Annotated in this window: 20 protein-coding genes; 15 read left to right on the forward strand and 5 right to left on the reverse strand. The window is 41.6% G+C overall.

Annotated features, from left to right (window positions below; translation table 11 throughout):
* Positions 1-73 precede the first annotated feature (73 nt).
* From rmuC to Q4575_RS06310, 8 genes are all read left to right on the forward strand, one after another.
* Complete coding sequence (rmuC, locus tag Q4575_RS06275) at positions 74-1690, forward strand: DNA recombination protein RmuC (RefSeq protein ID WP_215964481.1); 1617 nt, start codon at positions 74-76, stop codon at positions 1688-1690.
* 30 nt (positions 1691-1720) lie between these two features.
* Positions 1721-2782: a hypothetical protein gene (locus Q4575_RS06280; RefSeq protein WP_215964480.1), complete on the forward strand. Its 1062-nt coding sequence runs from the start codon at positions 1721-1723 to the stop codon at positions 2780-2782.
* 51 nt (positions 2783-2833) lie between these two features.
* On the forward strand, positions 2834-3421 hold the full coding sequence (locus Q4575_RS06285; RefSeq protein WP_303521848.1) for a hypothetical protein: 588 nt from the start codon (positions 2834-2836) through the stop codon (positions 3419-3421).
* Between the two features lie 14 nt (positions 3422-3435).
* A complete protein-coding gene (locus tag Q4575_RS06290; RefSeq protein ID WP_215964479.1) occupies positions 3436-4662 on the forward strand; it encodes a threonine/serine exporter ThrE family protein in 1227 nt (408 codons plus the stop codon).
* A 449-nt stretch (positions 4663-5111) separates the two neighbouring features.
* Positions 5112-6176, forward strand: a complete 1065-nt coding sequence (gene coxB, locus Q4575_RS06295; protein WP_215964616.1) for a cytochrome c oxidase subunit II — start codon at positions 5112-5114, stop codon at positions 6174-6176.
* Positions 6177-6187: 11 nt separating this feature from the next.
* On the forward strand, positions 6188-7789 hold the full coding sequence (gene ctaD, locus Q4575_RS06300) for a cytochrome c oxidase subunit I (RefSeq protein WP_215964478.1): 1602 nt from the start codon (positions 6188-6190) through the stop codon (positions 7787-7789).
* Positions 7790-7801: 12 nt separating this feature from the next.
* Positions 7802-8386, forward strand: a complete 585-nt coding sequence (locus tag Q4575_RS06305; RefSeq protein ID WP_303521736.1) for a cytochrome c oxidase assembly protein — start codon at positions 7802-7804, stop codon at positions 8384-8386.
* 11 nt (positions 8387-8397) lie between these two features.
* Positions 8398-9279 carry a cytochrome c oxidase subunit 3 gene (locus Q4575_RS06310; protein ID WP_215964476.1) on the forward strand — a complete coding sequence of 294 codons (882 nt, stop codon included), beginning with the start codon at positions 8398-8400 and terminating at the stop codon, positions 9277-9279.
* Between the two features lie 3 nt (positions 9280-9282).
* Here Q4575_RS06310 and Q4575_RS06315 read toward each other — a convergent pair whose 3' ends face one another.
* The gene (locus Q4575_RS06315) at positions 9283-9498 is read right to left on the reverse strand and encodes a DUF2909 domain-containing protein (RefSeq protein WP_256448325.1); all 216 of its coding nucleotides are present in this window, start codon (positions 9496-9498) and stop codon (positions 9283-9285) included.
* 28 nt (positions 9499-9526) lie between these two features.
* On the opposite strand from Q4575_RS06315, the gene Q4575_RS06320 reads away from it, so the two are divergent.
* Genes Q4575_RS06320 through Q4575_RS06340 form a run of 5 tightly spaced genes read left to right on the forward strand, consistent with a single transcriptional unit; the run spans position 9527 to position 13413 of the window.
* Positions 9527-10252 (forward strand): SURF1 family protein, encoded by a 726-nt coding sequence (locus Q4575_RS06320; RefSeq protein ID WP_303521737.1) that lies wholly within the window; start codon positions 9527-9529, stop codon positions 10250-10252.
* Between the two features lie 13 nt (positions 10253-10265).
* Entirely contained in the window at positions 10266-10766 is a 501-nt protein-coding gene (locus Q4575_RS06325) for a hypothetical protein (RefSeq protein WP_303521739.1), read from the forward strand.
* 46 nt (positions 10767-10812) lie between these two features.
* Complete coding sequence (locus Q4575_RS06330; protein WP_303521740.1) at positions 10813-11874, forward strand: heme A synthase; 1062 nt, start codon at positions 10813-10815, stop codon at positions 11872-11874.
* A 1-nt stretch (position 11875) separates the two neighbouring features.
* Entirely contained in the window at positions 11876-12775 is a 900-nt protein-coding gene (gene cyoE / locus Q4575_RS06335) for a heme o synthase (protein WP_215964473.1), read from the forward strand.
* A gap of 8 nt (positions 12776-12783) precedes the next feature.
* On the forward strand, positions 12784-13413 hold the full coding sequence (locus Q4575_RS06340; RefSeq protein WP_303521741.1) for an SCO family protein: 630 nt from the start codon (positions 12784-12786) through the stop codon (positions 13411-13413).
* Between the two features lie 107 nt (positions 13414-13520).
* Here Q4575_RS06340 and Q4575_RS06345 read toward each other — a convergent pair whose 3' ends face one another.
* Complete coding sequence (locus Q4575_RS06345) at positions 13521-14555, reverse strand: polysaccharide deacetylase family protein (protein WP_303521742.1); 1035 nt, start codon at positions 14553-14555, stop codon at positions 13521-13523.
* Here Q4575_RS06345 and Q4575_RS06350 point away from each other — a divergent pair.
* Complete coding sequence (locus Q4575_RS06350; RefSeq protein ID WP_303521743.1) at positions 14547-15902, forward strand: MATE family efflux transporter; 1356 nt, start codon at positions 14547-14549, stop codon at positions 15900-15902. The two genes, Q4575_RS06345 and Q4575_RS06350, sit on opposite strands and share 9 nt — an antisense overlap.
* A gap of 78 nt (positions 15903-15980) precedes the next feature.
* On the opposite strand, the gene Q4575_RS06355 is transcribed toward Q4575_RS06350, so the two are convergent.
* Positions 15981-16262 carry a hypothetical protein gene (locus tag Q4575_RS06355; RefSeq protein ID WP_303521744.1) on the reverse strand — a complete coding sequence of 94 codons (282 nt, stop codon included), beginning with the start codon at positions 16260-16262 and terminating at the stop codon, positions 15981-15983.
* A 60-nt stretch (positions 16263-16322) separates the two neighbouring features.
* Positions 16323-16901: a Fe-S biogenesis protein NfuA gene (gene nfuA / locus Q4575_RS06360; RefSeq protein WP_215964468.1), complete on the reverse strand. Its 579-nt coding sequence runs from the start codon at positions 16899-16901 to the stop codon at positions 16323-16325.
* Positions 16902-17100: 199 nt separating this feature from the next.
* On the opposite strand from nfuA, the gene Q4575_RS06365 reads away from it, so the two are divergent.
* Complete coding sequence (locus Q4575_RS06365) at positions 17101-19644, forward strand: M14 metallopeptidase family protein (protein WP_215964467.1); 2544 nt, start codon at positions 17101-17103, stop codon at positions 19642-19644.
* On the opposite strand, the gene Q4575_RS06370 is transcribed toward Q4575_RS06365, so the two are convergent.
* Complete coding sequence (locus Q4575_RS06370) at positions 19641-20345, reverse strand: ComF family protein (RefSeq protein WP_303521747.1); 705 nt, start codon at positions 20343-20345, stop codon at positions 19641-19643. The genes Q4575_RS06365 and Q4575_RS06370 overlap by 4 nt on opposite strands.
* Positions 20346-20413 lie beyond the last annotated feature (68 nt).

The following is a 20413-nucleotide window of genomic DNA, read 5'->3' on the forward strand; positions in this document are numbered from 1 at the left end:
ATATAGCTAACGACTTTTTGTGCCCGACAAGGCACAATAGTCTTATTCTAATTTCTCAAAAGTGAACAACCGAGTGCTTGAGCAATTTATCCCGTATTTACCCGCATTTTTGGGCGGTGTTGTAGTCTTTGTATTGCTGATACTTTTGGTGACGAGCCGAATTAAAATGGCGCAACAACAAATGCATGCCGAACAATTACAGCGGCATTTGATAGAAAAAGACGCACAAATAGAGGCGATAAAAAGCGAACTGGCACAACAAACCAATTCAGTTTTAAACTTTCAGACGCAAACCAACCTAGCTCGGCAGGAAGTCGCTAAACTGCAAGCTGATAATCAAGGTTTACTAACACGTATTTCTGAGCGCGATGAGCAATTGGTTATTGCCAATCAACAGCATAAAGAATCAGCGGTGCAATTGCACCGGATGCAAGGGATCCAACTTGAGTTGTCGAATGAACTGACCGAGTTGAGAACAAATTTAAGTGCTAAAGAAGATCAATTTGAACAGCAGAAAAAAGACATCGAAGCGCAAAAAGGCCAGCTCAAAATGGAATTTTCTAACCTGGCTAATCAGATCTTAGAAGAAAAAGGTAAATCCTTTAGTCTGTCGAATAAATCAGAACTTGATGCCATTCTCCGTCCGTTTAAAGAACAAGTCGAAGGCTTTCAAAAGCGGGTTAATGAAGTGCACTCCGAGTCCGTCAAAGGTCAGGCTAATTTGGCCTCTGAGTTGAAAAAAGTACTCGACGTTGGGGTGCAAATGTCTGACGAGGCAAATAACCTTGCAACAGCACTGAAAGGTGAGAAAAAGACGGCGGGTAACTGGGGTGAGATTCAACTTGAGCGCACCTTACAACTCGCGGGTTTAGTCAAAGGCGATCATTACGATAGTCAGGAAAAATTTGTCGACGCGGAAGGTCAACGTCGTTTGCCTGATTTTGTGATCAAATTGCCAGATAATAAACATATTGTTATCGACAGCAAAGTTTCCTTAGTCGCCTATGACCGCGCTATTTCCGCTAAAACCGATGCTGAAACTCAAGTGGCCCTTGATGAACATGTCGGCGCCGTTAAAAATCATATCGACGATTTAACTAAAAAAGATTATGCCAATTTAATCGGCATGCGCAGTCCGAGCTTTGTATTGATGTTTATGCCAATTGAACCCGCATACATAGAGGCGTTAAAGCACAACAAAGATATGTTTACTTACGGATACGAACGCAATGTCATCCTAGTATCACACACAACCTTGATGCCAATTTTAAAAACTGTTGCTAATTTGTGGCGGATAGAACAAGGCAACCAAGAAGCTCGTGAAATTAGTGAACGAGCCGGAGAGATATACAATCAAGTCTGTTTAGTTGCCGAGCGTTTGCAAAAACTTGGCCGCACGCTGGATACCGTTGGCAAACAATACAATGATACGGTTAAGGGACTCGCTGGAAAACAAGGCCTAGCGGGCAAAGTGGAACGTTTTAGTCGTTTGTCGAATAAAGTCTCCAAATCGATGCCTAAGATTGAGCCAAGCCATATTGATGTCGAACATGAACGATTGGATTTGATCGCAGAACCCGTAAACAACCCTGATTTTTCATCAGCGCCTGAACCTGAAGATGAAAAACTGGCCGAACATACTACCGCCGTTTTAGAGGCGGACGACAATAAAGCAACAACGTCAAAATAATAATACTCATCAAAAGAACGGAAAAAAAAAGTGAGAACACCTGTAAAATTTAGACTGATTTATGTGGTCGTCGCTATTGTAAGTTATTGGCTTGGCAGTCAACTCATGCCTGACCATGTTATGGCGTTTACCGGCGATTGGTCGTTAATATTAGCCGATGGGGCGTGGCAAAAAGTGCTGGGAATATCAGCTTGGTACTTCGCTTTATTACCAATACTGTATTGGTTCTGGGTGATCCAAATAGGCAAGCAAGCTAAGTGGAAAATAATCGTTTCATTGTCGTTAAGCAGTTTGATTGCTCGGTATACTTATCCGGCAAATTTAGCGGAATATTTTGAATTTATAACTTGGCTACGTTATCCAATTATTGCTGTATTGTTGGTCATCGAACTTTACCTATTGGTCACGATTATAAAAGCATTGTGGCAGGCAAGAAGTTTGACTGGTGATCCACGGATCCATATGTTGAGCAAGTATGATACAGACGAAGCGCGAAATTCCACGTCTAAAGCGTCTACTCAAATGGACTTGGCCGTGACTTTGGCGCATGAACCAGCAAGTTGGTATTATGCGATCCCACGATTTTCTCGACGTCATACTGCCGCCCTTGCCAATATTAAACTGAGATCAGCTAGTCGATGGTATTTTGCACTAACTGTGATTGGAACATCGTTAGCAACCGTTGTAAGCTATTTGTGGTTATATGAATGGAGCGAACTGGTTGCTGCTTTTGTTGCAACATTTATCTTTTACCTGTTGGTCATGTTTGTCGCGAATTACCGTGTGAGCCGATATTACTCACTCTATGAATTTGACGATAAAGTGATTGTTAATAACTCGTGGTGGGGATTCTGCGTCATTAGCAAAGCCGATATTCAGTCGGTCGAAACAGGAAACTGGCACAAAGCTGATGACAAAGAGCAAGTTTATATTGGCGCACAGCCTGCTAATGTTAAGTTGTCATTTAGTACGCCACAACTTTACCTTAGTGGTATGGCGATGATAAAAGACGAAGTATCCACATTATATTTAAATGTTGATACACCGGAAGAACTCGCGATTGCACTTAGACAGTTTGAACAAACACGATAGGTCACTTAAATGAAAAAATTACTTAGTATATTGGTATTGGCTAACGTTCTTATGATTAGCCCGACGTATGCCCACGCTAAAATGTCTTATTCACCTGCACCGCTTGTTTCAATTGCCACTCAAGATGCGTTTTTTAATCAAATAAAACAACTTTGCGGTCAATCTTTTGTTGGCCAAGTAACGGTGGATAACGCCGGACCAAGTAGTTTTAGTGAAGAAAAATTGGTGATGCATGTTAGAAAATGCACTGACTCGGAACTGCAAATTCCATTTCATGTTGGCGAAGACGCATCACGTACTTGGATTATCACTAAAACGGGTTCTGGATTGTCGCTAAAGCATGATCATCGTCATGACGACGGTAGTCATGACAAGTCGACGATGTATGGTGGACATACGGTTGATGCTGGTTGGGATAATGTGCAATCGTTCCCTGCAGATCAGTACTCAAAAGAACTGTTTGTTGAACTTGGCATTCCACAATCGGTAGGCAATACATGGCAAATGTTTGTATACCCAGATAAATTTAGTTACCGATTGATCAGACAAGGGCGCGAGTTTCGAGTCGATTTTGATTTAACATCGCGAATCATTAATCCACCAGCTCCCTGGGGATATAGTGACAAAACCCATAATTAGCGCAGGACAAAAACGTGCAAAGTGATCTCTTTAAACTCAGACGTAAATTTATTGTTCGCATCGGTAAGATGCTTCATAAATACGGTACTCCGGTCTATCGCCTAGAAGCGCATTTGATGGAATTGGCCCATGCGCTTGAGTTGCGCTCCGCATTTATTGTTTCTCCCACCTCTATGACATTTGTGTTGTGGACAGAAGGACATGAGGACGAATATACCCATGCAGCGCGTGTGGCACCTGGTGATTTGGATATGGGCAGTTTGTCTCGCACCGATGAAGTTGTTGAGCAGGTATTAAATAAAACTCTGTCAATCGAAGAAGCTTCGTTACGCCTTGATGAAATCGACAATATGCCAAATCCCTATGGCAAGGTTGCTACTGGCATTTCTTATTGGATGGCCAGTGCCGCATTTTCAATGATCATGGTCAGTAGTGTTCGAGATGTGATCTGGGCAGGTTTATTGGGCATAGTGGTTTATGTGTTTGTCCTGTGGTCGGGTCGTTCCAAAGGCATCACTAATATGCTAGAGCCGTTGGTTGCTATGGTGTCTGCAATTTTAGCATGTGCAATTTCCAGTTATGTCGATCCGAGTATTGATATACGTAAGGTCGTGTTGTCGTCGATTATTGTGTTTATACCAGGACTCGCATTAACCATAGGGCTCGCAGAGTTGTCAGAGCGCCATTTAGTGTCGGGCACAGCCAAGATCATGGATGCGATGATGATGCTCTTTAAACTGTATTTTGGTGCTTTTTTAGGTCTCGAAATTGGTTTTTGGTTATTTGGCGAAGTGCCATTCCAACCTCGAGCGGTATTACCTGCGTGGACGGCGTGGATTGCTATTGCGGCGTTAACCACTTCACTAATTATTGCATTTAGAACAAGACGCAGGCACATTCTTTGGTCATTTGCCGTTGGCTTTATTGCTTTTGGTACAAGTAACTTTGGGGCCTCATATTTCGACTATGCCATGGGCGCATTTTTAGGTGCTTTTGTTGTTGGGGTATATGGCAATATATTTACGCGAGTCGCTAAGGCACCTGCGGTTATTGTGGGTATGCCTGGCTTGATTGTTTTGGTCCCTGGGAGCAAAACGTTTATTGGCTTAAATGCTTATATTGCAGGTAGTGGTTTTGATTACGGTGACCATGCAATGCAGCAGTCGCTCGTTATCTTTATGTCGCTTGTGGCGGGATTAATCTTCGCTAACTCAGCATTGCCACCTCGAAAAAGTTTGTGATTTTTTGATGTCAGTCGCATTGTTTCTTTTTATAGAGTTTGGAAGATCCTGTAATTTAAAGTAATTATTCCAATACGAGTTAAAAATAAACCAACTGAACAATTATTGTTCGGTTGGTTTTTTTTTGTTCAAATTAAATTTGCACTTGTTTCACAAAGGGTATAGGTTATTTTTGTTGGATAAAAAATCAGCGATAAAATAATAAAAAATCAACAGGTGTCACAGTACAAATTGGACACGGACAAAATAATAATTAATAGATGAAATCAAATTTTCGGGGAATAAAAAAACGGTCTAGTGTTAAATACACAGTCGGTTTTTGTACTGGTTTGGGTTGTACAGTCTCCTCTTAAGTTTGACCATAATTGGGAGGATACTGAGTGACTGCTAAGCAATCTAGTTGGCTGTTGTCAGCTGCCGTATTTGCTAATAATGCTGTAGCCGAAGAAATGCCGCTTAACCTTACAAAAGGTGTGACTGAGATTAGTCGTAATGTTTACGACTTACACATGATCATTTTTTACATATGTTGCGTCATTGGTGCAGTGGTATTCGGGATCATGTTTTGGTCGATGTTATACCACCGCAAATCGAAAGGGGTTGCCCCCGCTAATTTCCACGAAAGCACAAAAGTTGAGATACTCTGGACGGCTATTCCGTTTGTTATTTTGATTGCGATGGCTTTTCCTGCTACTAAAACCTTAATCGCAATGGAAGACACTTCCAAAGCGGATTTAACGGTGCAAGTCACAGGTTCCCAGTGGAAATGGCATTACAAATATTTTGACCACGAGTTAGAATATTACAGCTTGTTAGCCACCACGAAAGACGAAATTTACGATAAACGTGAAAAATCCGTTAATTACCTCCTAGAAGTTGACCGCCCTCTTGTCATTCCTACCGGTCAAAAAGTTCGTTTCCTTATCACCTCTGACGACGTAATCCATTCTTGGTGGGTTCCTGAATTTGCTATCAAAAAAGATGCAAACCCAGGTTTCATCAATGAAGCGTGGACTCGTGTCGATGTCCCTGGCATTTATCGCGGCCAATGTGCTGAATTATGTGGTAAAGACCACGGGTTCATGCCGGTTGTGGTTATTGCTAAAGAGCCAGCTGAATTTGATAAGTGGGTTAGCGAGCAAGTTGAGATTGCTAAAAAAGCCAAAGAAGAAGAGCAAAAGTTGTTAGCGATGAATATGTCGTTTGACGAACTTATGGCTCATGGTGAAAAAGCCTACAACGCAAATTGTGCAGCATGTCACCAACCAAACGGTCAAGGTATCCCTGGAGTTTTCCCAGCGCTTAAAGGCAGTGCAATTGCCATAGGTGACCTTGGTGCTCATATCGATATTGTTGTTAACGGTAAGCCGGGCACAGCAATGCAAGGGTATGGCAAACAACTTGGTTTGAAAGACTTAGCGGCGATTATTACCTATGAGCGTAATGCTTGGGGTAATAGCACGGGAGACGCGGTTCAAGCGGCTGAAGTTATCAAATATATGTCTGGACAATAGGAGGCGTTACAATGAGTACTACTGAAAACAATGCAGTCGATTCGAATCATCATGCAGATGATCATCATCACGGCGCGCCTAAAGGCATAAAACGTTGGTTTCTAACAACCAATCACAAAGACATCGGTTCGATGTACCTGATCTTCTCACTGGTGATGTTTTTCATCGGCGGTGCGATGGCAATGGTTATTCGTGCAGAATTGTTTCAACCAGGTTTGCAAATAGTTGAACCAGACTTTTTTAACCAAATGACGACCGTTCACGGTTTGATTATGGTCTTTGGTGCGGTAATGCCGGCGTTTGTTGGCTTAGCGAACTGGATGGTTCCAATGATGATTGGTGCGCCTGATATGGCCCTACCACGCATGAATAACTGGAGCTTTTGGATTTTACCTTTTGCGTTTTTGATCTTGTTATCGTCATTGTTTATGGAAGGTGGCGGTCCTAACTTCGGTTGGACATTCTACGCGCCACTATCAACAACATTTAGTAATGATAGCACCGCGTTTTTTGTTTTCTCTGTTCATATCATGGGGATCTCGTCAATTATGGGGGCGATTAATGTCATCGTCACTATTGTTAACTTACGAGCGCCAGGTATGACTTACATGAAGATGCCGTTGTTTGTTTGGACATGGTTAATCACTGCGTTTCTATTGATTGCGGTTATGCCTGTACTCGCTGGTGCGGTCACTATGGTGTTAACTGATAAATACTTTGCTACGTCCTTCTTTGACGCAGCAGGGGGCGGCGATCCGGTTATGTTCCAGCATATATTCTGGTTCTTTGGACACCCTGAAGTTTACATCATGATCTTGCCTGCTTTTGGTATTGTGTCGCAAATCGTACCGACGTTTAGCCGCAAAAAACTGTTTGGTTATTCATCAATGGTTTATGCCACCGCGTCAATCGCATTATTGTCGTTTGTCGTTTGGGCGCACCATATGTTTACCACAGGAATGCCACTCGCGGGCGAACTGTTCTTTATGTACTGCACCATGCTGATATCGGTGCCAACTGGGGTGAAAGTCTTTAACTGGGTTGCAACTATGTGGCGCGGTGCACTGACTTTTGAAGTCCCCATGATGTTCTCAATCGCCTTTATTGTCTTATTTACGATAGGTGGGTTTTCAGGACTTATGTTGGCCATTACCCCAGTGGATTTCCAATACCATGATACCTATTTTGTAGTTGCTCACTTCCACTATGTATTAGTGACAGGTGCGATATTCTCCATTATGGCAGGTGCGTATTATTGGTTGCCTAAGTGGACTGGGCATATGTTTGATATCGGTCTTGCTAAAGCGCATTTCTGGTTGTCACTTATCTCAGTGAACGTGTTGTTTTTCCCAATGCACTTTGTTGGACTAGCGGGTATGCCTCGTCGTATTCCTGACTACGCAACGCAATTTGCTGACTTTAACGCCATTATCAGTATTGGTGGGTTTGCCTTCGGTTTATCTCAAATATTGTTTGTAGTGGTTGTTTATAAATGTATTAAAGGTGGCGATAAAGTGTCTGACCAAGTTTGGGAAGGTGCTGAAGGTTTAGAGTGGGAGGTTGCTTCACCTGCGCCTTATCATACATTCTCAACACCACCTGAGATTAAGTAGTCGAGTCGCGTAATGGAAAATAATTCGCCAAAAAATAACAATAAAATTGTTAAGAAATTAGTCTTAACAGTGGCATTGATGTTTGGATTTGGTTTTGCCTTAGTCCCGCTATATGACGTGTTTTGCGACATCACGGGCCTCAACGGTAAAACCAGTACTACGGCGGCTGTTACATCGGATTTTGTCGATACGTCGCGCACAATTACGGTGGAATTCATTGCTCGTACTCAAGGCAGCTTACCTTGGGACTTTCGTCCAGAAGTTAAACGGATAGAAGTTCACCCAGGTGAAATGCACGAACTTAATTTTATTGTAAAAAATAAGTCAGTAAACGACATGGTTGTGCAGGCTGTACCTTCGGTAAGTCCGGGTATAGCTGCAGCCTATTTCAACAAAATCGAGTGTTTTTGTTTTAATCGTCAACCGCTAGAAAAAGGTGAAACCGCAGATTTAGGTTTGCAGTTTTATATCGACAATGCGTTACCTGAAGAATATAAAATCGTAACCTTGTCCTATACCCTTTTTGATATCAGCGAAAAAATTGAGCATGACGAATTTGAACAATTGTTTGCTGGTGACACGTTAAGTGCACCATAGGGGACAAAAAAATGAGTGAAAAATACGAAAGTTATTATGTGCCAGAGCAGAGTCACTGGCCAATTGTTGGCGCAATCGGATTATTCTGTATTGCGTTTGGCGCAGGTGGTTATGTTAATGATGTAACTAAAGGCGTTTCAGGATACAGCGGTTACCTACTATTAGCTGGTATCGCAATAATTATATTCATGCTGGTGGGTTGGTTTAGAAACGTTATCGACGAGTCGATGAGCGGCATGTACAGCAAGCAAATGGACCGTTCATTTAAGCAAGGTATGAGCTGGTTTATATTTTCCGAAGTCATGTTCTTTGGTGCCTTTTTTGGTGCCTTGTTATACGCCCGAGTGTTCTCGGTTCCATGGTTAGGTGGAGCGAGTAATAATGTCTCGACTCACGAAGTATTATGGCCTGCATTTGAAGCGATGTGGCCGCTAACAACAACCCCTTCAGGTGCGGTTACAGAGGCAATGGGCTGGAATGGCTTACCGCTAATCAATACTATTATTCTTTTAACGTCGTCAGTTACCTGTCATTTTGCGCACGTAGGTTTAGAACAAAATAAACGTAAACAGCTCAAAATTGCCCTAGGCGCGACGGTATTATTAGGATTTATTTTCTTAATTCTACAAGTTGAAGAATACGTTCATGCATATCAAGAAATGGGATTGATGTTATCAAGTGGTATTTACGGTAATACCTTCTTCCTGTTAACTGGTTTTCACGGACTACACGTAACCTTAGGCACAATCATGTTATTGATTATGTTCTTAAGAATCGTGTTAAAAGATCACTTTACGCCGCAAAGCCATTTTGGTTTCCAAGCCGCAAGTTGGTACTGGCACTTTGTTGATGTGGTATGGGTACTGTTGTTCTTGTTTGTTTATATTCTATAAACATTAATAAGGTCTGGGGTTTGGTGTGATAACGCCAAACGCCAGACAACATAGCAATAAGACAATTAAGGCAACGGTGAATTTTAACCTTAGCCCAATAAAATAAGACATTGGTGGTCTGTTCGGATCTTGTTTTAACATACTGAACATGGCACGAAATAAATTAAAAATAATAAGTAGTAGTAGCGCTACTGCAATAATTTTTATCACCAATGGCATATGTTTTTCCCTATAGGTTGTAGTCGTAGTGTTAAAACGAATCAAGATATCTTTTTGGCCTGTGTTGGTCACTTTGACCGCTTTTATTCTGTTGTGCAAGTTGGGATTTTGGCAATTGCAGCGTGCGGATGAGAAGCGCGAGTGGTTGTTGTCGTTTGGCACGGAACAATTAGCAACTCAGGATGATTTATTTAATCCCGTTGACGCCAAGTCTAGCGAATTGTTGAATGGTCAAAATACAGTAATTACGGGCCAAGTCTTATCTCAGTATATGATGTTATTGGATAACCGAGTTCATCAAGGGCAGCCCGGTTATAAAGTTCTGGCACCTGTATTATCAAGTAAATATAACCAATCTATACTGGTTGATTTTGGTTGGCTAAAAGCACCAAATAACCGATCTGAACTTCCAACGTTCAATTTACCCTCAGAAGTTGAATTACATGGGGTGATTAAGTCGACACAGTTACAACAGTTTGTATTAGAAAATCCCCCTTTAACAGACCAATGGCCTCAGCGGATCCAATCAATTAACATGGTATTTGAACATGATTGGCAGCCCAAAATTGTGCCGTTAATTGTCTATGCAAATAATGAACAAGTTCAAGGTTTAGTTCAAACGTATAAGCCCGTTGTGATGATGCCTGAAAAACATGAAGCGTATGCGCTACAGTGGTTTCTGTTGGCCTTTGCCAGTTTAGTTATTTTTGTTTTCGCTAGCCGGGTCAAACCCGATTCACAGGATTCGAATTAGGAGAGTTGTAGTAATGAAAACCAAATCATTTTTCTCGATATTTTTAGTTATGGCGGGTGTCCCTTTGATACTCGCGTTTGTTGTCTTAAAAATGGGATGGTACACCCCCGGGGCGACAAATAAGGGGGAGTTTGTTGAATTTACAACAGAACTCGACCTGCATCACGATGTGCCGACCTGGTCAATTGTTTATCAGCCAACAGAAAGTTGCGACGCGGTTTGTGTGGAGCAATTTTATGGTCTAAATCAAACTTATATAGCGCTTGGTAAATTACAAAAAAGAGTCAATGCTTACGTGTTAGGTAGCGCCAAGTTGCCCGCAGAATACCCTATGTTAAAAACGTTAAAATTGACGAACAAAAATTTATCCTCGCAGTATCTATACATTGTGGACCCATTTGGTAAGGTGATTATGCAGTATGCCGGTGCAGCTGACAGGGAACATACGATAAATACCAGCAAAGATATTTTGGCCGACATCAAAAAGCTGCTGAATTATGCGCGAGTTGGTTAACGGTATTAAAAGAACAAAATAAGAAGAATAATAAAAGAGGTGTGCCATGCTTCGTTCATTGTACAAATTAGCTGTTGTTGCACTGTGTGTAACGTCTGTAGTGATAGTTTTAGGTGCGTATACACGTTTGACCCACGCCGGTTTAGGTTGCCCTGATTGGCCAGGTTGTTATGGATTTTTGTCAGTCCCTACTGCGGAAGTTGACATTACTAAAGCGGAGTTGGCGTTTCCAGAGCGTCCAGTAGAAGCGCATAAAGCGTGGAATGAGATGATCCATCGCTATTTTGCTGGCTCATTAGGGTTATTGATATTAGCTATCTTTGTTTTAAGCATCAAAGCCAAACAAAGACTCCTGCTCCCCAGTATTCTACTCATTACAGTTACCCTGCAAGCCGTACTCGGCATGTTAACCGTTACTATGAACCTTATGCCTCTAATTGTAATGGGTCATCTGTTAGGCGGATTCACGACCTTCGCAATATTGTTTTTATTAACCATTCAATTACGACGAAAACTTTATCCGGCTTGGCTCGAAAACTCTAAGTTTTCATCTTCATCAAAGCTTCATCTAGCGATTAAATCAGCGGTGTTTGTTGTGGTTCTACAAATTGCGTTGGGCGGTTGGACAGCCGCCAACTATTCAGCTGTTGCTTGCTTAGATTTGCCTATTTGTGAAGATGGTTGGCAACAACGATTTGATTTAGGTCAGGCCCTATCCATACCAACAGGGCATGCCAATTATGAGTTTGGTGTTTTCCCTTATGAAGCGCGAATGAGTATCCATATTCTCCATCGTTTTGGTGCAATTGCCGTTACTTTGATGTGTTTAACGCTGATCTTTATGCTTCTAAAAAGAGATTTTCAAGCGAATAGAAAAGTGGCCCTTGGGATTTCGGGGCTTTTGCTATTGCAAATATTGCTAGGGATCTCTAATGTGGTTTTTCATCTGCCATTGGCCGTCGCAGTAATGCACAATTTTGTTGCTGTCTGCCTGTTGTTGAGTTTAATTGCCACTTGGTATTTATCGGGCTTTAAGTTACGTCGCCCGACGATAGAGCCACAAGAAAAGCCAGTAAGGTCAAGTCAAACCTTGGTGGAAGGAGCGTGAAATGATAGAACAACGTACACAGTCAAATCAACTGACTAGCTTAGTTGGGTTGGTCAAAGATTTATATGAAATCACCAAACCAAAAGTAGTCTTTATGTTAGTGATTACCGCTATCGTTGGAATGGTTTTAGCCCAACCGACATTGCCTTCACTTAGTTTATTATTTGTCGCGAGTTTAGGAATAGGTTTACTGTCCGCCGCTGCCGCTGCGATGAATCATATCGTTGACCAAAAAATCGATGCCAAGATGGCTCGAACATACAACAGACCTATTGCCAAAGGGCGTTTAACTAATCAACAAGCTATCGGATTTTCGTTATTTTTGGCGTTCAGTGGCTTTGTTTTATTGTATTTTGAAGTTAATCCACTAACAGCTTGGTTAACACTTGCCAGTTTATTTGGTTATGCGGTTGTCTATACTCTTATTCTAAAACGTCTCACACCTCAGAATATCGTCATTGGCGGTTTAGCCGGTGCGATGCCGCCGCTACTTGGTTGGTGTGCGATTACCGGAGAAATTCATCCACATGCGTTATTACTTGTAATGATCATTTTTACTTGGACACCACCGCACTTTTGGGCGTTAGCGATCCACCGAAAAGAAGATTACGCCCGGGTTAATATCCCAATGTTGCCCGTAACTCATGGCAACGAATTTACCAAAAATACCATCATGTTATACACCATTTTGCTGACCTTAGTTTGTATTCTACCGTATCTGGTGGGTATGACAGGTATCCTGTATTTGGTTGTAAGCTTAGGCTTAAACGTTGTCTTTTTACGTTATGCTTGGTTGTTAAAAACCACAGAAAATAAACAATTAGCGATGGAAACCTTTAAGTTTTCGATCTGGCATTTATTGGCGTTATTTGTGGTCTTGTTAGTCGACCACTTTATTTAGGCCCTCGAATGAACTTAAAACAAAATGTATTGCTTGTATTAGCGGCTCTAATCTCTGTTTGTGTTGGTGTGTTTGTATTTCAATATACTTCCAAAATTGAGTTTTCGGAAACAACGTTTGTATACGACCCCCAACGCGTGATCCAACCTTTTGAGTTACAGGACGAAACGAATACCGTATTCACTAACGATAACCTGAAAGGGTATTGGGATTTAGTCTTTTTAGGCTACTTGTCCTGTCCTGATGTATGTCCTATGACATTAGCTAAACTCAGTCGAATTTTACCAGAGCTTCAGAAAGTGTCAGACAAGCCCGTGCGAATTGTGTTCGTATCTGTTGATCCTAAGCGGGACACACCAGAAAACATGGCTAAATACATTGACTACTTTGGTGGCAATATTAAAGGCGTTAGAGCGGAACATAAAAACCTATTCCCTTTCGTCAGAAACCTAGGTTTGATGTACTCAATACCGGATCAGGAAATCGAAGATGGCTATTTTGTTGACCACAGTGCGTCAATAATATTAGTGAACCCCGACGCACAAATAGAAGCTATTTTTAAGCCTGAAATTGTATTAAACCAAGTTCCTACTGTCGATACTCAAACTATGTTAGAAGACTTCAAAAAGTTGATGTAAGGCATTTTTAACTTAGTGAGACCGTACGTGGCTAATTCTATGATTAGCCACGCCATCCCAACTATATAACCACAAAACAGCCGAGATCCGCTTGGTATAAACAAAACTCAGTCTGTACCATCGAGGTTAATCCATAACTTGGACATCCAGTAATATTTACCGGCGTGGCTGATGGAAGGCGCGGTACAATTGTATTTTACTCGGCCAAGTCCGATCACATCTGTTGCGGTGATCTCAAATGTTAAATCATCAATCCAAGTTGGTTTAACTGGATCGGAAAAACCTGAAACAAAACAGGCTAATTGACTTTGATAAAAGTCTTTTTTAGCCAGTTCAACAACAAATTTAGGCGGGTTGTTAATTGGCGTCGTATCTGTTGGGCTGTAGGATTTAACCGAAAAAGGCAGACTTAGCACTTTATTTTTCAACGTTTTAGGATTGGCGTAAATACCTGCAGCGGGAAAGCGCGTTAAGGCTTGAAGGTCACTGTATTTATCAATCGCCCCTGAATGCTGGGCAAACCCGACCATACCTAATTCTTTTAAAGCGGTTTTCACGATGTCGTTATACTCGCCAAAAGGATAGGCAACCATATTGTGGGCTTGCCCAGTGTTTTTGGTGATGGCTTTTTCTGCCGCCGCGAGGTTTGCTTTGATTTCGTTTAGCGTTAATCCGGTTTGAACCAAATTTTCATGGGCTAACGTATGGTTCGCAATCTCTCCACCGGCCTTTGTTATTTCTCTGAGTTGTTGCCAGTCCATGTACAGCTTACTTGGCCCAACTTTATCTGGATTAACAAACACAGTGAACGGGTATTTACGTTTTTGTAATTCAGGCATAGCGTTGTCATAAACGCTCGTAAACCCATCGTCAAAGGTAATCGCGACCCAATTAGATGGGACATCTTGCTTATCTTGAATAGCGTTCACTAATTTGGATAGTGGCACGACTTCGAGCTCGAGCTCTTCGAACAAAGTTAAGTGCTTAATAAAGTCTTCCGGTGAAAGACTCGTGGATGCTGGCGTGTTTTCACTGACATGATGGTATATTACAACCGTTGCGGCTTGGGCCGATGTCGAACTGACAGCAAAAACAAATATTGCTAAAAGCACAGTTAAAATAGTAGAAAGTAAATGATTCAAAATATTCAACACCTCTGGCGACCTCGCGGTCATGCTAATTTAAAAATATGGCAACTTGCCTGGCCTATGATTTTAGCAAACATTACGGTGCCGTTGTTAGGATTTGTTGATACGGCCGTAATAGGTCACTTAAACAGTAGCGATTTTTTATCTGGGACCGCTTTAGGTAGTTTAGTCGTAACTATTGCATTTTGGCTATTGGGTTTCCTAAGAATGTCGACCACTGCCCTAGCGTCTCAAGCTTGGGGACGACAAGATAGTGAAGGTTTAAGCCGTGTTTTATTACAGGGTTGTGTTCTCGCTATTTTATTAGCAGTGGTGATTTTGACGCTACAAAGTTGGTTGTTTCAAGCCATGTTACTGTTGGTCGACACTGGTGCGCACATGGAAGCGAGTCTGTATTACGCTCAACAGTATTTTGATATCCGAATTTGGATCGCCCCCGTAAGCTTACTTAACCTTGTATTTATGGGCTACCTGATAGGTATCGGTAAAACCAAACAAGTGCTTATTGCCGTCATCGTTTGTAACCTTGTCAATTTAATTGGGGATATTGTGTTTGTCCCTATACTTGGCTTGGAAGTGAGTGGCGTTGCACTTGCGTCAGTCATTGCCGAAACGTGTCAGTTTGTTCTGCTGATTAGCTATAACTTGTCAGTTCTAAAACGGCTTAAGCCTTTTGTTGCGGCAAGTTATGAAGGCATCGTAGGGCTTATCGCAATGAATCGAGTGCTGTTTATGCGAAGCGCGTTATTGCAGTTTTGCATTTCGTTTATGACTCTTTATGCCAGCCGATTTGGACCTAATGCGGTTGCGGTAAATGCGATTATGATGCAGTTTTTTCTGTTTTTATCGTTTGCCCTAGACGGCGTCGCTTTTGCTCTTGAGTCGCTTGTGGGTCAACAAGTTGGTGCTAAACAAGCGAAAAAAGTCCGATTATTCATCACCAAAGGGTTTCGGTTTGGGGCTAAGTTTGCCATTTTTTACAGCTTGGTTTATTTGATATTTGCTAATGACATTATTCAGTTAATGACCAACATTGAAGAGTTACATCAAGCGCTGGGTAGCTATTATTGGATAATCATTTTTATGCCCTTAGGCAGTTTTATGTGTTTTATTTTTGATGGCGTGTTTATTGGATTAGGCTGGGTTAGTTCAATGCGCAACAGTATGTTTATCGCTACTATAGTATTTGTTTGCGCAGTATCATTAAATCATTTACTAGGTGGTGAAAACCTAGGGTTGTGGCTAGCGTTTTGGTTGTTTTTGTTTGCCAGAGGAGCAAGTCAATTAACAATGTTGCAAAACAGCCAATATGTTATGGGTAAAGTTAACTCACAAGGATAAACCTAGAGTAGATATTGATTACCGAGTTTTTATATTGCTAATGCGCGATTTTAAAATTGCCGGAACTGTAAAAAAAGATTATTTGATATGTTTGTATTTTGCTTTGTTTTTAGCGGCGTTATGGCGAAAATAAGCGAGGCGGTTAAATAAAATACCTATATAGCCCTTTAATGCGATTAATACACCAACGACTAAGGTGGCAAAACTAACAACAGATATCCAAGTTGGTGCGTTGACCGAAAGATAGATACCAATCATCCCGGTAAAAAATAAAAAGATGCCAATCCCAAACCATTTTGCGCTGGCCTGCGGAGTCGATCCATATTTAAGGAGAAAATCTTGCAGTTTATCGTGAGTCACATTAGCTCTCGAAATGAAAAAGGGACAAACCCGAGTTTATGTCCGTCCCTTTGTCGCAATTTAGTAGTAAGAGTGTTCGCCAGCTTCATGTTCAGTGCTGTCTGCAACACCTGACACTTCACCTTCAAATTCTTTCAATAATTGTTTTTCGATGCCGTCTTTTAACGTAACGTCAATCATTGAACAACCATTACAACCACCACCGAATTGCAGAACAACTACACCTTCTTTAGTAATTTCAACGATTTGGCAGTTGCCACCGTGACCCGCTAAACTTGGGTTAACCTCAGTATCGATGAAGTACTGAAGGCGCTCTCTTAAAGTTGCGTTTTCAGAAACTTTACGCGCTTTAGCGTTTGGTGCTTTAAGCGTTAGCTGAGAGCCCATTTGGTCGGTAACAAAATCGATTTCTGCGTCTTCTAAAAACGGTTCGCTTTCTTTGTCTACCGCAGCTTCAAAGCCAGTATACGGAAGCACAATGTCGTCTTCCTCTAATGATTCTTCAGGGCAATATGACACACCGCATTCAGCGCTTTTTGTTCCAGGGTTAACAACAAAAATACGAATACGCGTTTTTGGTGTTTGTTTTTCTAACAGTTTTACGAAGTGTTCTTGGGCCGCTTCGGAGATAGAGATCATGAGAATATCCGACTAATTTACTAGGTTATTGGCAATTACGTGCATAATACTTGGTTAAAGATATGGGTGCAACATGTCGAATTTCAATAGTACTGACCCTCGGTGGTCGTAATTAACCTTGAATTTATCTAATAGGTATTGTGAATGGGCAATAGCTATGTTTAATGTGTTGTTAAGTTTGATAAAAGAGATTGATAAAATGAACCTTAGAGTTTTAGCAATAAGTTTAGTTTTTTTTCTTAGTTCTGGCCTGCATGCGGTGCCGCTAAGTTATTACCTCCCAGATGAGGATTATAATAAAAACATCCCAACACCAGAATCAGTTTTAGGTTATCAAGTTGGCGAGTGGCATGTACGACATGATCAGCTAGTACAGTATTATCACGCATTAGCAAAGAGCAGTGACCGCGTAACATTAAATGTTATTGGGCAAAGTCACGAGCAAAGGCAGCTTTTGCAATTGGTGATCACAGCACCAAAGAATCAATCTAATATTTCTTCTATACAAAGTAACCACATTCAGCGGTTACAACAAAGAAACAAACCAAATCACGATGCGTTTCCACTGATTGTTAATCTTAATTACAGCGTGCACGGTGATGAATCGTCTGGCAGTAATGCGTCGATGTTAGTCGCCTACTATTTAGCGGCATCGAGTTCACCTGCCGTTGCGGAATATTTAGATCAAATGGTGGTATTACTCGACCCAAGTTTAAATCCGGATGGATTAAGCCGTTTTGCGCAATGGGCAAATCAACATAAAGGCATGAACTTAAATAGCGATCCGAATAATCGTGAGCATGTACAAGACTGGATCAGAGGACGGGTAAATCATTATTGGTTTGACTTAAATCGGGATTGGTTATTGCTACAACATCCAGAATCTCGCGCTCGTATCGCGCAGTATCATCAATGGCGACCAAACGTGTTAACTGACCATCATGAAATGGGCACACACAGCACATTCTTTTTTCAACCTGGCATAGCGTCTCGTAAAAACCCATTTACACCTGAGCGCAACGTAGAACTCACTAAAGAATTAGCAACGTATCACGCCGCGGCATTTGACCAACAAGAGCAACTGTATTTTACCGAAGAAGCATTTGACGATTTTTATGCAGGTAAGGGCTCAACTTACCCCGACCTACACGGCACGATAGGGATTTTGTTTGAGCAAGGTTCGTCACGTGGCCATTTGCAGGAGTCGATAAACGGCGATGTTGCTTTCCCTGCAACAATTAAAAATCAAATTACTGCGTCGTTTTCTACGTTAAAAGGCAGTTTGGAAAACAAACAAGTATTACTCGATTACCAATGGCAATTTGAACAAGATGCCAAAAAAGTTGCTAAAAAAGCTGACATAGATGGTTTTATCGTTGGTGATATTGCTGACAAATCAAGAGTCGCCGACTTTGTGGCTTTGTTGCAGCAACACAATATACAAGCCTATGCGATAAACAAAGACGCTAAAATCGACAAACATCAATTTACAGCCGAAAACAGTGTGTACATTCCACTGCAGCAACCACAAGCTCGGTTAATTCGCTCTATATTTTCTGAAGCCACCAGTTTTAACGATAATACATTCTACGACGTATCTAGTTGGAACTTGGCAATGGCCTTTAACCTTGAATACCGCGCTGTTAAGTCACAAAGAAGCTTAAACGTGTCAAATAACCTTTGGCAACGTAAAGTAACAAACAACAACACACTAGATGACGTTTACTCCTATGCCATCGATTGGCGTGATTCTAGTGCTGCGCCCGCAGTTTATGAATTGTTGTCTAAAAACATCAAGGTTCGTTCTGCGATGAAGCCGCTTTATATTTCGACAAAGCAAGGTGACCAGCAATTGGCGGCAGGCACAATGTTAATTCATGCCGGTTTGCAACAAGGCGATTGGCGCAAAACATTAGCTGCGGTAGCTGATAAGCATGGGATAGAGCTAATCCAAATCACCACCGGATTGTCGGCTAAGGGCATCGATTTGGGTAGTCGTTCAATGTTAAACGTTGAACTGCCTGAAGTCCTAGTCATTGGCGGCAACGGAATGAACTTATATGAAGTAGGTGAAACTTGGTATGCACTTGACCGCCACGTTGGTTTTTCGCCAACGATTATTGATAAGCGAAAAATAATAGCAACGGACTTGTCACGTTATACCCATATTATTTTAGCGGACGGCAGTTTCAGTAAAAGCGATGACAATTTAGCGAAACAACTAAAAGGTTGGGTACAAAGCGGCGGTGTGTTGTGGGGGCAAAAACGCGCTGCCCTGTGGTTGTCTCAACAAAAATTACTCAGTGCGGAACATATAAACGCAAAAGATATGCGCAAGCGCTTTAAAAGCGAAGGTTTAAGCTACAACGACAAAGAAGCATTGCAAGGTCGTCAACGTGTTGCAGGCGCTTATTTTGCTGCAGACATCGACCTAGGACATCCTTTGTCATTTGGTATCAGTAACGCAACTATGCCGTTGTTTAAAAATAGCATCGATTTATTACTCGAACCTGAAAAGCCTTTCACTGTTGTTGCTAAATATACTAAAGAGCCACTGATTTCAGGGTATGCCGATCAGGTCAATGTTGAAAAAATCGCAGAAGCGACGGCATTAGTCGCTCATCGTTTTGGCCGTGGCGTCGTCATTGGCATGACCGACAATCCGAACTTTAGAGCAATAAATTATGGTAGCCAACGTTTGTTGTTCAATGCCTTATTTATCGCGAAAGGTATTTCTTACTAATCCAGCGTTCTAATAGCACCAACCGCAGCATAAACTGCGGTTGCGTTCTGTTCTAAAAGTGCTTTAGCGGCATTGTCTAAAGTAGCGCCAGTAGTGACAACATCATCTACCAATAAAATCGTTTTGCCGGTTAAATCTTCAGAACAACGAAATATATTGCGAACATTTTGCAAACGTTTACGACGCGACAGTTCACTTTGTGGCATCGAATATTTTACCCGTTTTAAAGAGCACAAAATGTTAACCGGCAAGTCAAACTTGATATGTTGGCAGATGACAAATGCCTGGTTAAAGCCACGACTTCGCAATCTATTTTTGTGTAATGGCAGTGGGCAGACAAAGTCAATCTGGGGCCAGAACAATTGTGACAACTGTTTGGTCAAAAGAGCTCCTATTGGTCGAGCGGCCCACAATCTGCGGCCAAATTTGAGTTGCAGTAAGACGTGATCTAAAGGCCAATCATATTTTCCAATTGCTGTGATCCCCGCTAGATTACTGCAGGTGAGCTCGCTGGTGGCTTTGGGATCGTGCTGTTTAATATCCCAGCCCAAAGGATAAGTTGGCATGTCTAGCACACAGGTTGCACACAATTGAGTAAATCGCTGAGGTTTCTCTAGTGGTAATTGACACAAAATACAATCGGTTGGCATGTGCTTGATAAGAAAGCTTTGTATCCATTTTTTTGTCGCGTTAAAATCCATTTGTTTTTCAAGTTCCGTATTTTAATTTCTCAGACCCAATTGCCTAATGCCCTGAGTGATTTAATTTT

Origin of the sequence: Psychrosphaera sp. 1_MG-2023, assembly GCF_030548245.1 — a bacterium.
In the GTDB taxonomy this organism is placed as follows: Bacteria; Pseudomonadota; Gammaproteobacteria; order Enterobacterales; family Alteromonadaceae; genus Psychrosphaera; species Psychrosphaera algicola.